Origin of the sequence: Xenorhabdus bovienii SS-2004, assembly GCF_000027225.1 — a bacterium.
GTDB lineage: Bacteria > Pseudomonadota > Gammaproteobacteria > Enterobacterales > Enterobacteriaceae > Xenorhabdus > Xenorhabdus bovienii_C.
Genome location: NC_013892.1, coordinates 2,886,150 through 2,900,781 on the forward strand (window position 1 = coordinate 2,886,150; position 14,632 = coordinate 2,900,781).

The window sequence follows — 14,632 nt, forward strand, 5'->3', positions numbered from 1 at the left end:
CATAGGATTCTTTACGTTAATTGCACCAGCAATAGACCCGCACGCTGACCAATGGCAACATGAGCGTTGGGAAATAGAATAAAGTTTGCAGGAGAAGTAATTTTCCAGAATTGATTCGGCTGGCTGGCAATTTCGAACCCGTCCGGCAGCGCAGTGAAGTTTTTCGTATCCTCAGGAATATGGAGCCGAAAACTGTCCTCTTGTTTGATAATCGCGTCTATAACACGGTAACGCTTCATTGTCGGTTTTTCCCGTTTAATCAAAAACGAACCCGCCACGACATCACGTAATGCAAGCGTAATATTATTAAATCTGCTCAGGTCGTTCTGTCCAAAAGGACGTGCTTTACCCACCTCCATCGTACAACTCTCTACGTTGAAATGTTCACTGGTAAAGTGACTGAACGTCCCGCCGGCTGCGTTATGGAAGACCAGAGCATCAATATCGCTCCCCTCCAGCCACTGTAGGAAATCAGATGCATATTCACGAGCCTGAAACGGCAGCAAAGCAAACTGTTCATGGCAGGAGCCGCGAATTGCCGTATGCAGATCAAGGTGCCAGCGCCGTGTTGATGCCCTAACTGCTGGCTCACGAAAGAACTGGCGAACAACCGTTTCCAGCTCCATCGCTCGTTGGGATTCATTCCCTGAAGGAAAATTCTGGTGGCGGCCGCCAAACATGCGATTGAGATCATTATCGATATAACGCTTATTTTCACGCATGGCGGGTACATTACCGAAAATCAGCAGAAGGTTGTGCTGCAACGGTAGGCTTCCCAGAGCAAGTTGCGACACTAACTGAATCAGGAGCTCCACGGGCGCGGTTTCATTACCGTGGATACCGACGGAGAGAATCAACGTATCCGCTTTGCTCTCCTGTGGCAGCAATTGCAATACTCCCTCCGCCAGCCATGAGGCTTTTAAAGCAGGTGGGAAATGCAGAACTTTCTCCAGTTTCTTTTCAAACAATAAGGTCAATAAATCCATTTTTTCTCCTGATTAACGCTGAAACTCATAGATCGAGCCGAGCTTGAGGATCTGGGTCAATTCATCAAGGGCAAAATAGACTTCATTCAGCAATTGGGGATCAACCAAATCTGCGGTATACAGGGAATCGCGATAATACCGTTCAACCCAAGAGGTCAGGCGTTGATACAGTTCCGGCGTCATCAGAGCAGCCTGATTCACCGCCGCTAACTCCTGTTCTTTCAAGACGACACGTAACCGCAGGCAGGCAGGGCCTCCGCCATTACGCATACTTTCCCGTAAATCAAAAAAGTGGAGTTTCTTAATAGGGGAATCGGCACCAGCAACCAAAGCCTGCAAATACGCCCAGACATTGACATTCTGGCGACACTCTTCTGGCAAGATCAACATCATATCGCCATTAGGTTGGCTCAATAATTGACTGTTAAAAAGATAGGATCCAACCGCATCCTGAAGCGTCACTTGTGATGAAGGGACTTCAACCGCAATCAATTTTTGCCCAAGCCGCACCATTTTTTTCTCAAGTTCAGCCAATACGGACTGCTGATTCACAAAGGCCTGCTGATGATGGAAAAAAACATTGCGGTTACTGACAGCGATCACGTCGTTATGAAACACTCCGCTATCAATAGCGACCGGATTCTGCTGGGCAAATACCGTTTGAGCGGCCTCAAGTTGGTGCAGACGAGCGACCGCCTGACTGGCTTCCAATGTCTGCCTTGCCGGATAGAGTTTAGGTGCCGTGCCTTCCTGTAAGGCACTGCGACCATACACAAATAGCTGCACACCCGCTTCACCATATTCGCCGCAGAAACGATTATGGTTTGCCGCACCTTCATCTCCCCAGTCCCCATGTTGAGGCAAAGGATCATGATGGGCGAAACAAGCCTGATCAGGAAAGACGGCTTCCAGCACTCGCGCGGTGACTGTACTTTCCAATGAACGATGCAGTTTGTTATTCAGGTTCGCCACCGTAAAATGGACTCGTTGATCAGCACTGTCAGCAGAAGGTGAAACCGTTGCTGCATTTGCTGTCCACATGGAAGAAGCGGAACTGAGATTGGACAGCAACAAGGGTGAATATTGTGCAGCTTTGCTTAATACCTGCTCATCACTGCCAGTAAAACCCAACTGCCGCAGTGCGGGAAGGTTAGGGCGCTGCTGCGGGGGCAGAACCCCCTGAACCAGCCCCATATCAGACAGCGACTTCATTTTCATCAATCCCTGAAGCGCAGCTTTGCGGGGATTGGACTGTTGCCCCCGATGAGTCATCGAGGCTTCATTACCCATTGACAGCCCGGCGTAATGGTGAGTCATACCCACCAGGCCATCAAAATTTGCTTCAATTCCTGACATAATTACCTCTGTTCTCTAAGCTATTAATGACAAAAATCAGGAACGGAAAAAATCCAGACCCGGCGCCGGTGCATCAGGTAAAACCAGCTTGTCTGCCGTCAGAGATGCCATTGGCCAGGCACAATAATCTGCGGCATAGTACGCACTGGGACGATGATTGCCCGATGCACCAATACCACCGAACGGGGCAGCGCTGGAGGCGCCGGTCAACGGTTTGTTCCAATTCACAATCCCTGCCCTCGCCTCCTGCAACAGATGCTCGAATAGAGCGGCATCCGGCGAAATTAACCCCGTTGCAAGACCAAAGCGCGTATCATTTGCGATAGAGATGGCTTCTTCAAAAGTGTCATAACGCTTCAAGGTTAACAGAGGTCCAAAATATTCTTCGTCAGGAACCTCTTTGGCATCGGTCAGATCGATAATGCCGGGTGTCATAAACGTTGAGTCAGGATCAGGTTGAGTCATAGTCAGCAGCGAAACGCCGCCCAATGCCTGTAATCGTGACTGAGCATCCAGCAGATTTTCTACTGCGGGCAACGAGATCACCCCGCCTATAAACGGTTGGGGATCGGCATCCCAGCGAGACGGGATAATCTGACCTGCGGTATCAAGTAGCCGTTGAATCAGAGCATCCCCCTTCTCTCCACGTTTTACCAACAGCCTGCGGGCACAGGTACAGCGCTGCCCAGCAGAAATAAACGCAGATTGGATGATGGTGTAAACCGCGGCCTCAAGATCGTCATAATCATCCACAATCAGAGCATTGTTGCCGCCCATTTCCAGCGCCAGCATTTTTTCAGGCTGACCCGCAAGTACGCGGTGGAAATGAAACCCTGTCGCTGCACTGCCGGTAAACAACACACCGTCAATCTCACGGCTATCCAGCAATGCACCGCCAGTTTCCCTTCCCCCTTGAACCAGATTCAACACACCCGCAGGCAACCCCGCTTTGATCCATAATTGCACGGTTTTTTCCGCCGTCATGGGGGTCAGTTCACTCGGCTTAAACACCAGTGTATTACCGGCAATCAACGCCGGAACAATATGGCCGTTAGGTAAATGGCCGGGAAAATTATAAGGGCCGAAAACCGCCATCACGCCGTGGGGACGGTGCTGTAATATCGCCTTGCCATCTGGCATAGGCGTTTCTGAATAGCCAGTCCGCTGTTGCCATCCCTCAATGGAAATAGCAACTTTGCCAATCATAGACTGAACTTCTGTCCTTGTTTCCCACAAAGGCTTACTGGTTTCTTCGCTGATCACACGGGCAATGGCCTCTTTTTCCTGTGTGAGTAAATCAGCAAACGCCTGAATAATAGCTATACGTTTTTCAGCCGTCAGTTTCGCCCATGCCGGGAACGCCCTGCGGGCAGATTGACACGCGTCATTTACTTGACTGACAGAAGCACTGTTTGCCTGCCATAAAATCCGCTGATCAAGAGGGGAATATTTGATGACGGGTTCGCCTTGCCCTGCTACCCACCCGCTACCGATATAATTTGCTTGATGATTCATTGTGAAGATCCCTCAGAAAAAAGAGAAATAAAGCGCACAGCATCCCCCTCATCCACATGGAGCACTTCCATCTCCGCAGGAGTCAGTTGCAGTTCATCATAACTAAACGGATCAGGGATATTCAGGAGCAGTGCCTTAAAGTCCTGAAAGTGCACATTGGAAACAATACACGGCACCCCATTACTCTGTCGGGAGACCTTTTCGCTTTTTTTGACATAGGCAAGCCGACTTGCCTTGATCGAACGCACATTATCAATTTCTGCTTGCAAGATGGCACCTGCATCAAAAATATCGACCCCATCGTTATAGAAGAAACCTTCCTTTTCTAAGATAGCGCGAGCGGGTACGGTATTTTCATGCACCTGACCGATGGCTTTCTGCGCATCTTCCGGCAGTAGAGGTACATAAATGGGATGGAATGGCATCAATTCCGCAATAAACGTTCTTATACCAATGCCGGTCAAGTAATCGGCCTGAGCGAAAGGGATATTGAAAAAGTGTTGCCCAAGGGCATTCCAAAACGGGGATTCTCCCTGTAGATCCACCACCCCACGCATTTCCGCAAAAATAGATTTTGGAAAGAGATGCCTGAATGCCGAAATAAACAGGAAGCGGCTTCTGGAAAGGAAAACACCATTACCTCCCCCCTGATAATCAGGGTCGAGGAACAACGTACATAACTCACTACACCCCGTATAATCCTGCCCCACCATAAGCGTTTCAAATGTGTTGTAAACGCCCAGTTCACGGGATGCACGCACCGACCGCTGTAAACGGAAATTATAGAATGCGTCTTCCAGCCCTACCGCAACTTCCAGTGCACTAACACCAACAACACGATGCTTCTCCGTATCTTCCAGAGTAAATAGGAATCCCTGCTGTGCTCGTCCATTTACATCGTTAAATGAATCAATGCTGCGTGAAATCCGTGCCGTCAGGTATTCCTGATTATGTGGCAGCGATGTCAGACCAACGCCAGCACGGGACGAAAGATCGAGAATATCTCCTAAATCTTTATGTTGAACGGATCTAAATAGCATCATGATATCACCTCAAACCTGTATTATTCCTGAACAAATCGCTTGAGGGCGTTTTCAAGACGGGCGAAACCGTCATTGATGTCCTGCTCTTCGATATTTAACGCAGGGGCAAAACGCAACACATTTGGACCGGCAATCAAGGCAATCAACCCTTCTTCCGCAGCGATATTGCTCAGGGTTTTAGCCTTACCCTGATATTTTTTCTCCAGTTCGGCTCCCAGCAGCAAGCCTTTTCCACGTAATTCACTGAACACGTGATAACGTTGGTTCAAATCTGACATACGCTTGATAAATTTATGATGACGCTCTTGTACTCCCGCCAGAAACTCCGGTTGGTTAACTAAAGCAACTACCTGATTGGCAACCGCCGCCGCCAGCGGATTACCGCCGAATGTTGTACCGTGTGAACCCGGCTGGAAAACGTCTGCTATAGGCTGTTTAACCAGCATGGCTCCGATAGGAAAACCGCCACCAAGACCTTTGGCGCTAGTCAGGATATCTGGCTCAACACCTGTTTCTTCGTAAGCATAAAAATACCCTGTCCGACCAACTCCTGTCTGGATTTCATCAAAAATCAACAATGCCTGATGTTGGTCACACAGTTCCCGCAAAGCTTTCAGGAAGGCAGGATCAGCAGGAATGACACCGCCTTCACCAATGATAGGTTCCACAATCACAGCGCAAGTATTTTCCGAAATGTGGGCTTTGATAGCGTCAATATTGTTATAGGGAAGATGGCTAATTTGTTGCGGCAATGGCGCGAAATCTTGTGAGTATTTGGGTTGGCCGCCCACAGTCACCGTAAATAATGTTCTACCGTGGAAGGAATTTTCAAATGAAATGATTTCGTTTTTATGACTGCCATATTTATCTAAAGCATATTTTCTCGCAATCTTTAGTGCAGCTTCATTTGCTTCAGCACCCGAATTACAGAAAAAAACCTTATCAGCAAAGGTATTTTCGACAAGTGTTTTTGCCAGTTTCAAAACAGGTTCATTCGTATAACCATTACCAACATGCCACATACTTTCTATTTGAGAAGTTAATACTTTCTTTAACTCATCATTGGCATGTCCCAATGAGTTCACCGCGATACCACCGGCAAAATCAACGTATTCTTTCCCTTCCTGATCCCATACACGAGAACCTTTGGCGCGGACAGGAATAAATTGAGCCGGTGAAAAACAAGGGACCATATACTGATCAAACCAGCTTCTCTGAATCGTGTTTGACATTTATTTTTCCTCAAAAAAGTTAATCACTAAAATAAAAATGAATTGATATACCATGAAATGTATTTGTTTAATTAATAGGTTTACTCATATTTTCTATTAATTATTTCAATTAGTTTCTAATTACATTCTATGAGTATCTTTTTCCACCCTTTAAGATTGCAAGCTGAATGCATCATCTCTTTGGGAGTTAACAAAGTCAATACAATGAAATTACAAATAATTTACTTTATGATGTTTTTCACAATTTATAAAAGCAGTTTTATTTACAATTTATGCATAGTTTATGCATAAAAAATAAATAAAAAGAGGCATGAATTGAGGAAATAATAGGAATCAACCTGAATTGTTCAATAACTATTCATTTATCATGTCAGTATTTTACGATTACAATTTCAATAAAAATTTGCAAATGGGCATTTTACTTTAAAATAAAATAATATACTTAAAAATCAATACATTAATAAATATAACGCTGAAAAATCCATATTCCAGAGACAAAAACCACGATAAAAACGGCACAAAGGTTCAGCAATTTACCTTTAGGTCATCAGTTAACTAAAAATCTATCCCAATAAGCGTAATTTTTGCACACAGACTGCACGTAAAAATCGGAGCATGCATGTAGTTTATCAATGGTTAGTACATGAGAATGATTCACTGCTCCTTCTTTCAGTCCATACTAAAATGCGTCCAAAAGCTATCGCTTTTATCTGAACACAGCCCAAGTTCAAAATACCTAATAAAATAGCCCTAATAGGATGGAATTTATACCCAATGGGTTTTGACTAATCAAGACCATAAGTTATTATTAAATATATATCTTAATTATCAGAGAAAATAATTTTTCACCATGACTTTAAATATATTAATAAATAAAAATAGCATCATTTATTAATCTAAATCAGGTAAAAATTGAATTAACCATTTAAAAAAACACTCCCAATATAAAAGGCATCCGTCACATTGGTATATCTGTTGTGGCAGACTGATTTTGGTCACTGTAATTAAGACAGGAACGGCAAGGAAAATCGACTACGGCAATGCCCATCACGCCTGAACATTGCTACACCCAAGTCTTGGCTAATCAAACACGATTCTGCCCTTTCGCTTAAGTCAACTTAAACAGGTTCTCGTTGTCTACTTATAATTGCAGATGATATAAAGATGCTATAATCTATCCATCATCCATTTACCCACAGAGAAGAAAAGGAGGTTAATTATGATGTTAAGTGATGTGATTGAATATTCACATTTCTTTGGTAATCGTCAGCACTCAGGCTTATCCACTAACGCATTGCGTTAATCCTGCCTGAGTGAAGTTTTTACCAATTTAATATCTCTTCCTCAGCTTACAGGGTTATCGCGTTTTATGACCCAAGGTGTTATCACGCCTAAAATTTGAGTAAGCTATGAGTACATTATTATCAACCCAAAATCTGTCATTCCATCACGGTCACACTCCACTGTTAGCCGATATTTCTATCTCCATTAATAAAGGCGAGAAAATCGGTCTGATCGGGTATAACGGTTGTGGAAAAAGTACGCTACTGAAATTACTTTCTTCCAAATTATCACCGAATGAAGGAACCGTAACACTGGCAAATCACTGCATTCTGGCCTACACCGAACAGCATTTACCGGTTACATTGCACAGTATGACGCTGATTGAGGCTGTGTTGGATAAACTGCCGGCAGAACAACGAATTGAGGACAATTGGCGGGCGGAAATTTTGTTAAGTGAAATGGGGTTTCAGCCGGAGCAACACAGTCTGGCGATCTCAGCACTCAGTGGCGGTCAGCATACGCGCTTATTACTGGCGCGGGCGCTTATCATTAACCCAGATTTATTATTGCTGGATGAGCCGAGTAACCATCTCGATTTGCCGACAATTCTCTGGCTTGAGCAATTTCTGACACAGTGGTGCGGCAGTTTTATTCTAGTTTCTCATGACAATACACTGTTGGATCACTTAACGAATTGCACCTGGATATTACGCGACGGTAATGTGTCTCTCTATCGTCTTCCGTGCTCGCAAGCCCGTGAAGCGCAGACAGCACAAGATCTCAGTGATGAACACCGCCATAACGCGCAGCAAAAAGAGATTGATCGCATCGCGCACAGTGCCAAACGTCTGGCTATCTGGGGCAAAGTGTACGATAACGAAGCGCTTTCCCGTAAAGCCAAACAAATGGAGAAACACGTCGACCGTTTGCAGGACTGTCAGGTTGAACTGGCTGTTAGCAGCCAATGGCGGTTGAAACTGACCGGTGATATTTTGCGTGCAGATCGCCTGTGTGAGTTCAATCAACTGACGGTGATCCCGGCACCGTCCTGCCCACCACTATATAAAACGGACAATTTATCCGTGAAAAGCGGTGATCGCATTGCAATTATGGGTGCGAACGGAACCGGAAAATCATCTCTGTTAAGAATGATTTTGGCACAATCGCAATCTCAGACTCTGACGCTGCCGGATAGTCCTCTTGTACTGCATCCGCGTGTCAATCTTGGGTATTACGACCAGAAACTGGCACAGTTGTCCGATAGTGATACGCTGTCTGATGCCTTAAAACCGTTTGCTGCCCTGCTAGACAAACAGCGGAAAATGGCGTTGATCAGCGCGGGGTTTCCGTATTTGCGCCATCAACAAACAGTCGCATCATTGAGTGGTGGTGAACGCGCCAGACTGTTATTCATCGGCCTGAGTTTGGCGAAATATTCATTATTGATGCTGGATGAACCAACCAACCATTTGGATATGGATGGTAAAAATACGCTTCGCGATGAAATCCGGCTGTTCGCGGGTGGATTATTGCTGGTCAGCCATGATCGTGAATTGATTGAGCAAAGCTGTAACCGTTATTGGTATATTGATGGTCAGCGTTTAACGGAATACCACGATTTGGATGCGGTATATCAGAAAATCCGTCACGCTAATAGCAATACACAAACGGGCAGCGCACCCGTATCTACGTTTTCTCTCGAACCATCATCGGAAGTGCTCTCTAATGATGACGAAATGAAACTGGCAGAGCTGATTTCACTAGAGGAAAAACTGGCGACAGATTTGCAACGCAAGGCTGCACACCAGAAACCGATATTACAGCAGCAATGGCGTGAGCGAGTAGCCCAGTTGCGTCGACAATTGTCGTTGGATTGACATATATCTGTTTTGAAAATAAACATCCGGCAAACCATCCGCCGGATGTTTATAATAATCCCTTCAATACCAGCGAAATATTTTCATACCCAACACAAATGTCACAATCCCAATGACACTCAAGATGATTGCTGCGGGCACGGCCTGCAATAAATCACCACCTTCAATAAATACTTTGCGCATATTGTCGGCCAGAATGGTTAATGGCAGGTATTCAATAATATTCGCCATCCACTGCGGGAAGTTTTTGTAACTGAAAAAAATCCCTGACAACAAAACCTGAATCAAAATGGAAACTTCCAACAATCCATTCGCGGTTTGGGCTTTGCGGGCGCGGGATGCCACCAGCACTGCCACACCGGAAAAGCAAATATTCCCCGTGAGCATCAAGAGCAGGAAAGCGTAAAACGAGCCTTGTATTTCTACATCAAAATAGAGGTCTGCAAACAGGTAGATGATTAATATCTCGGTAATGCTGATCAAAAGGCAGGAAAGGATATGCGCCAGCAGGAATGTGGATTTGCGCATCGGGGTAATGCACATCTGACGAGTGACCCGTGTGATGCGCTTTTCCGCCAGTGCCCAGCCAACCGCAATCAGGCAAGTCTCCATAATCGCCATTGCCAGTAAGCCCGGTACCAGAAAATCCACATAGCGCAGTCCCGGTGTTTCCAGTATAAACAGGTTTTTTTCAACCTCTATTCCCTCTTGCTGGTTAAGCAGGTAATAGGTCAGTAAGGCGTCGCTGTTCTGTGGGTCAAGGTAATGGACACGTTTTCCCTCTTTATCCTGTTCAATGAACATCTGGATATCCCCTCGCTTCAGCCCGCGCACGACAGACTCATGATCAGGATAGTAGGTGATGTTGTACCGAACTTTGACCAGCCTTTCACGCTTGATTTCTTTTTTATTGATAATGCCTGAGATCATGTGCTCCTGCGCAGTAAGCTGCTCTCCCCACTGTTTGACTTGCTGCTGTTCTACGGCTTCCACAGGCAGCACGATGCCGATTTCTCTTTCGGGAATGTCCTGAGAGGAGAACGAAACCCCTAGTAGCCAGACCAGCAATAGAGGAAAACCAAACGACCAGAACAAAATTTCCGGCTCACGGATATATTGCCGGAATTGAGTTTTCATCAAGTTGAGCAGTGCACTATTCATGTAACCTTCTCCCGGCCAAAGTCATGAACAAGTCATCCAGCGTTTTCTTCCTGACCATCAGTTCAATGATGTCAACCTCGACTTGTTTGGCAAACTCAAAAAGATGAGCAACAAAACTGGTGGAATCTTCAATCAGCATACAGATCTTATCTTTCCTTTCATCGTACTCATAGTTTAAGACTTGAGCATGTTGACTCAGTACCTGCAAGCGGTCAGGAAAATGGGTACGGAATTCAATGAGATCGCCATCGCAGTGTTTTTTCAACAACTCATCCATACTGCCCTGTGTGATAATTTCTCCCTTATTCATGATACAAATGCGATCACAGAGATACTCAGCTTCCTCCATATAGTGGGTAGTTAAGATCATAGTTGAGTGCTTTTCACGGTTGAGCTTACGCAGGATATCCCAAGTATCATGACGAATGCGCGGGTCAAGCCCCGTGGTGGGTTCGTCCAGGATCAGGATTTCCGGCTCATTGATGATGGACACACCCAATGCGAGACGCTGACGCTGACCACCGGATAACCCCTCTACATAGGTTTTGCGTTTTTCTTCCAGCTCGACCAGTTCCATCACCTCCTGCGCTCGTTTACGTGAACAACCATAAAAGCTGCCAAACAGGTTAAGTGTTTCTTCTACACTGAGCTTATCGATAAACAGGGTCTGCTGTAAGACACCGCTGAGGTGCTGACGCAGGTAAGGCGCGTCCTGCTGCCATGTTTTGCCTAATACCCGAACCGAGCCTGAATCCGGCGTTTTCAGCCCTTCCAGTATTTCGACCAGTGTCGTTTTACCCGCCCCATTCGGACCAAGCAGACCCAGGAACTCTCCGCGATAGACATCCAGGGAAATTCCTTTTAGCGCTTGATAGTCCTTGTAGTGCTTCTTGACCTGTTCAAACTCAATCACTTTCTCGTTGTGTTGAATACCCATAAAATTCTCTGTGTCTCATTTGGTGATAAGTTGTGCTCTCACTAAAGAGTGTGACATAAATATTGGTAACGTCATTTTCCCATCGTGTGAACTTCAAAAGTACTGGCGTCAAGCAGTGTCCAAATGTCATTTTCTGTCGAGTTATTTTCTGTCAAATCAAGATGATGTTTCTCAGCACGAAGCAATCTCATGGCACTCAGTCGCATCGCGCTGGTATGGGATATGTCAACGCTTTTCGAGACACCGGCAGTCTTAGATACGTAGGCGATACAAGCCAATGAGTCAGAATGAATACTCACATCCGGGTTATGTAATGGCATGGTCTGGATAAAGGCTTTTTCGCTGTCAATGCAGAGGTAATCTACCTTACTTTCATCAAATAGTGATTGATACTGCAAGACGCCAATGACAAGCTTGACACCCGCATCTTCAATGTAAAAACCGATTCTTTCCGCTCCATGGGTGCTGTTAATGGGCAGGTAAGCCAGTCCCGCTTTCAGGATTGCCAGAATGGATACCAGCATCTCTTCATCATGCTCCAGACAGATTCCGATAACGGGTGAAAAGGCGTCCGTTTCCCCCATCTGCTGTTTGATTTGCAGGATATAGTGCGCCAGTTGATTGGCTCGCTGATTAAACTGCTCATAAGTCAGCCCCAACCCGTTCTCAGTATTCAGCACAATGGCGTGTGGATAGCGCTGTACCTTCTGCTCAAACGCCTGATGCAATGTCTGAGTCAATCTCAACTGTTTTTGCTCCAGGGGGGCTTTGGGTTGAAATGTATGTTTTTGCATATGCATACGACCTCCGGCAAATTTCATTGTTATCCCTCTTATCTTTCCAGTTTTGGCTTTGTCGGCTGCAACTGGAAATCTATTAGGTATGGATGGAGTGAGTTTGATTCAGCATCAGGACGATGTTCCCAAACAATACGATCATGATGGCTAATGCTGCTGCTCCCAGAGGAATATTCTTTTCAACGAGGTGAAACAGGCGGCAGTAGCCATCTTCCTTCAACAATGCAGAGTTACGTTAGGTATCATTTCCTAACACATCGTTGTTCAAAACAAAGAGATCAGCATCTTTCAGAAATGGGAAACGTTCCCTGACACCCTGCACATGGGAGAGTGACAGATGCACAGTTTTCACCACTTCGTGATTCATTTCGTGCAGCAGTATTTCACCCAGTGGGTCGATCAACATGGTGTGGCCGTCATAGTCTAGTTGGTTGCCATCCTGCCCAACACGGTTAACCCCGATAATGTAGCTCTGGTTTTCAATGGCGCGAGCCTGAAGAAGCGAGCACCAGTGAGCCGAACGTCTTGCCGGCCAGCTGGCGATGTAGATCGCCGCATCATAATGACCATTGACGTTACGCGACCAGACGGGGAAACGCAGGTCATAACAGATAAAGGCAGCGATTTTCCAACCCTTAAAATTCACCACCAGCGGGGCATTGCCTGCGGTGTATTCGTGATCTTCCTGGGCGAAAGTAAAGAGATGTTTTTTGTCATAATGAGCGACAGAGCCATCGGGATTAACCCACAGCAGACGGTTATAAAAGCGCTGGTTTTCCGTGATAATGATGCTGCCGACAATGGCACAATCTTTCTTGGCAGCCATCGCCTTCATCCACTGAATACTTGGCCCTGTCATTGTCTCAGCAATGGCCTGTGGCTTCATGCTGAAACCCGTGGTAAACATCTCCGGTAAGATAATCAGATCACTACCTGTGATCTGATCGATGTGCTGTTCGATATGTTCACGGTTTTGTTCTGCATTTTCCCAAACCAAATCGGTTTGAACCAACGTCACCTTAAGATTTTGTTCAATCATTGCAAGCTCCGATTCAATACATATTTCTGTCATTACTTGTCTTTTATTAGATTGTTTTATAAACAACCCTTGAAGAAGATCAGGATCCAGATGCAGCCATGTCGCCTCGTATATCCTCATTACAAATCAGCATCAAACAGTTGTTCCAGATAACTCCCCCGTACAGATGCTTCCCGTATTTCAGCCCTTTCTCCCTGCTGTTGTGGCGGCGCAATAAACTCACATTCGACCAGGTAATTGAAGTAATGGAAAAGTAACGTTCTATCCGACAGGGGGCACTGAATTCCACTGCCACTGAGTAATTCAGTTGTCAGTTGTGTGGAATATTTGGCTTTTTCGGTCAGTTCCATGCCGGAATAAAATAGCCCCAGCAGATCGGTAAAAACCGAGCGATAAGGCTGGTCATAACGGTACAGACGGTTTTGTGACAGTGCTTCCATGTAATCATTCATGTTAATGGTATCAATACGATAACCAAAATCACGCAGGAAAGAGACGATATCATTGAACGTAATCGGGTTAGGATTAGTCAGATTAAGCGTCTTCCCATTAAATTTCTCAATATTGAAAATGGCATACAGCGAGGCTTCCGCCACGTAATCCACAGGAGTGATATCAAAATCGTCCTGTGCATTGAACGTCAGACCAGTTTCCACTAATGCCTTAACCATTTCGTAATAAATGCCCTTGACCTTCGTATGCGCTAATGGGTAACGCCCATTTGTACTTTCTCCCCAAATGTTGCCCGGGCGCACAATCACCCACTTCAGCCCTTTTTTTCCGGCACTGTGAATAATTTTTTCGGACTCAAATTTGGAGCGTTCGTAATCCATGTCATCAAATCGTTGCCCCACGTCCAGATCTGTTTCATGCAGGACAAAACCGTCCTTATACAGGCGATCCCCTGCCATGCTGAAACTGGAAGCATGCAACATCGCTACATTGCCCCGGAGACAGAAATCAATGACATTCTGTGTCCCCTGCACGTTAACAGGCGCAATCTTTTTATAAGACGCCACAAGACTAACGTTAGCAGCGCAATGAATGACCCGGTCAACTTTGTCAGCCAGTTCGCGGTAAAGCTCTTGTGTCAGCCCCAATCTTTTTTTAGAGACATCCCCCAGTACCGGAATAATCCGATGATGAGTGTGCTCACTTTGTTTTTCCTGATCATAAGCAAACAAGATACCTTTCAGACGTTCCATTGCCTGCTGGCTGTTTTCTGCCCGTATCAGACAGTAAACCTCAATATCCGTCGTCGTCAGAATTTCCAGAAGGATCCTTCCCCCCATCACGCCAGTTGCACCGGTAAGCAAGATACTACTGACGTCCTTTTTATTATGGTCGAACATATTTATCCCCTAAAAGTCATCACATAGCGGCGAAAGTATGAGATCAGGCAGAA

The 14,632-nt window shown here is 45.6% G+C and carries 12 protein-coding genes; 1 reads left to right on the plus strand and 11 read right to left on the minus strand.

Going from position 1 to position 14,632, the window contains the following annotated elements:
- Window positions 1-11 precede the first annotated feature (11 nt).
- The 5 genes from astE to XBJ1_RS12420 are packed head-to-tail and all read right to left on the minus strand — an operon-like array spanning window position 12 to window position 6,132.
- Window positions 12-986 (minus strand): succinylglutamate desuccinylase, encoded by a 975-nt coding sequence (astE, locus tag XBJ1_RS12400; protein ID WP_012989331.1) that lies wholly within the window; start codon window positions 984-986, stop codon window positions 12-14.
- Window positions 987-998: 12 nt separating this feature from the next.
- The gene (gene astB / locus XBJ1_RS12405; protein ID WP_012989332.1) at window positions 999-2,342 is read right to left on the minus strand and encodes an N-succinylarginine dihydrolase; all 1,344 of its coding nucleotides are present in this window, start codon (window positions 2,340-2,342) and stop codon (window positions 999-1,001) included.
- 36 nt (window positions 2,343-2,378) lie between these two features.
- Window positions 2,379-3,857 (minus strand): succinylglutamate-semialdehyde dehydrogenase, encoded by a 1,479-nt coding sequence (gene astD, locus XBJ1_RS12410; RefSeq protein ID WP_012989333.1) that lies wholly within the window; start codon window positions 3,855-3,857, stop codon window positions 2,379-2,381.
- Window positions 3,854-4,900 carry an arginine N-succinyltransferase gene (gene astA, locus XBJ1_RS12415; protein WP_012989334.1) on the minus strand — a complete coding sequence of 349 codons (1,047 nt, stop codon included), beginning with the start codon at window positions 4,898-4,900 and terminating at the stop codon, window positions 3,854-3,856. The genes astD and astA overlap by 4 nt, the downstream gene beginning before the upstream one ends.
- Before the next feature lie 20 nt (window positions 4,901-4,920).
- The gene (locus XBJ1_RS12420) at window positions 4,921-6,132 is read right to left on the minus strand and encodes an aspartate aminotransferase family protein (RefSeq protein ID WP_012989335.1); all 1,212 of its coding nucleotides are present in this window, start codon (window positions 6,130-6,132) and stop codon (window positions 4,921-4,923) included.
- 1,409 nt (window positions 6,133-7,541) lie between these two features.
- Here XBJ1_RS12420 and XBJ1_RS12425 point away from each other — a divergent pair.
- Complete coding sequence (locus XBJ1_RS12425; RefSeq protein ID WP_012989336.1) at window positions 7,542-9,293, plus strand: ABC-F family ATP-binding cassette domain-containing protein; 1,752 nt, start codon at window positions 7,542-7,544, stop codon at window positions 9,291-9,293.
- Window positions 9,294-9,356: 63 nt separating this feature from the next.
- On the opposite strand, the gene XBJ1_RS12430 is transcribed toward XBJ1_RS12425, so the two are convergent.
- The 6 genes from XBJ1_RS12430 to XBJ1_RS12450 all read right to left on the minus strand — a co-directional run bounded on the left by XBJ1_RS12430 (window position 9,357) and on the right by XBJ1_RS12450 (window position 14,579).
- The gene (locus XBJ1_RS12430; RefSeq protein WP_012989337.1) at window positions 9,357-10,454 is read right to left on the minus strand and encodes an ABC transporter permease; all 1,098 of its coding nucleotides are present in this window, start codon (window positions 10,452-10,454) and stop codon (window positions 9,357-9,359) included.
- A complete protein-coding gene (locus XBJ1_RS12435) occupies window positions 10,447-11,391 on the minus strand; it encodes an ABC transporter ATP-binding protein (RefSeq protein WP_012989338.1) in 945 nt (314 codons plus the stop codon). Before XBJ1_RS12435 ends, XBJ1_RS12430 begins: the two co-directional genes overlap by 8 nt.
- 71 nt (window positions 11,392-11,462) lie before the next feature.
- Window positions 11,463-12,212: an AMP-binding protein gene (locus XBJ1_RS12440; protein ID WP_012989339.1), complete on the minus strand. Its 750-nt coding sequence runs from the start codon at window positions 12,210-12,212 to the stop codon at window positions 11,463-11,465.
- Window positions 12,213-12,267: 55 nt separating this feature from the next.
- Window positions 12,268-12,411 carry a hypothetical protein gene (locus tag XBJ1_RS21805; RefSeq protein ID WP_012989340.1) on the minus strand — a complete coding sequence of 48 codons (144 nt, stop codon included), beginning with the start codon at window positions 12,409-12,411 and terminating at the stop codon, window positions 12,268-12,270.
- A gap of 12 nt (window positions 12,412-12,423) precedes the next feature.
- Window positions 12,424-13,227 (minus strand): amidohydrolase, encoded by an 804-nt coding sequence (locus XBJ1_RS12445; protein ID WP_038199053.1) that lies wholly within the window; start codon window positions 13,225-13,227, stop codon window positions 12,424-12,426.
- A 119-nt stretch (window positions 13,228-13,346) separates the two neighbouring features.
- Window positions 13,347-14,579: a thioester reductase domain-containing protein gene (locus XBJ1_RS12450; protein WP_012989342.1), complete on the minus strand. Its 1,233-nt coding sequence runs from the start codon at window positions 14,577-14,579 to the stop codon at window positions 13,347-13,349.
- Window positions 14,580-14,632: the final 53 nt, after the last annotated feature.

Coding starts and splice junctions, on each gene's coding strand:
- astB (WP_012989332.1), bottom strand. CDS start 2,342: ATGTCAGGAATTGAAGCAAATTTTGATGGCCTGGTGGGTATGACTCAC.
- XBJ1_RS12420 (WP_012989335.1), bottom strand. CDS start 6,132: ATGTCAAACACGATTCAGAGAAGCTGGTTTGATCAGTATATGGTCCCT.
- astD (WP_012989333.1), bottom strand. CDS start 3,857: ATGAATCATCAAGCAAATTATATCGGTAGCGGGTGGGTAGCAGGGCAA.
- XBJ1_RS12435 (WP_012989338.1), bottom strand. CDS start 11,391: ATGGGTATTCAACACAACGAGAAAGTGATTGAGTTTGAACAGGTCAAG.
- XBJ1_RS12430 (WP_012989337.1), bottom strand. CDS start 10,454: ATGAATAGTGCACTGCTCAACTTGATGAAAACTCAATTCCGGCAATAT.
- astE (WP_012989331.1), bottom strand. CDS start 986: ATGGATTTATTGACCTTATTGTTTGAAAAGAAACTGGAGAAAGTTCTG.
- XBJ1_RS12440 (WP_012989339.1), bottom strand. CDS start 12,212: ATGAAATTTGCCGGAGGTCGTATGCATATGCAAAAACATACATTTCAA.
- XBJ1_RS12425 (WP_012989336.1), top strand. CDS start 7,542: ATGAGTACATTATTATCAACCCAAAATCTGTCATTCCATCACGGTCAC.
- astA (WP_012989334.1), bottom strand. CDS start 4,900: ATGATGCTATTTAGATCCGTTCAACATAAAGATTTAGGAGATATTCTC.
- XBJ1_RS12445 (WP_038199053.1), bottom strand. CDS start 13,227: ATGATTGAACAAAATCTTAAGGTGACGTTGGTTCAAACCGATTTGGTT.
- XBJ1_RS12450 (WP_012989342.1), bottom strand. CDS start 14,579: ATGTTCGACCATAATAAAAAGGACGTCAGTAGTATCTTGCTTACCGGT.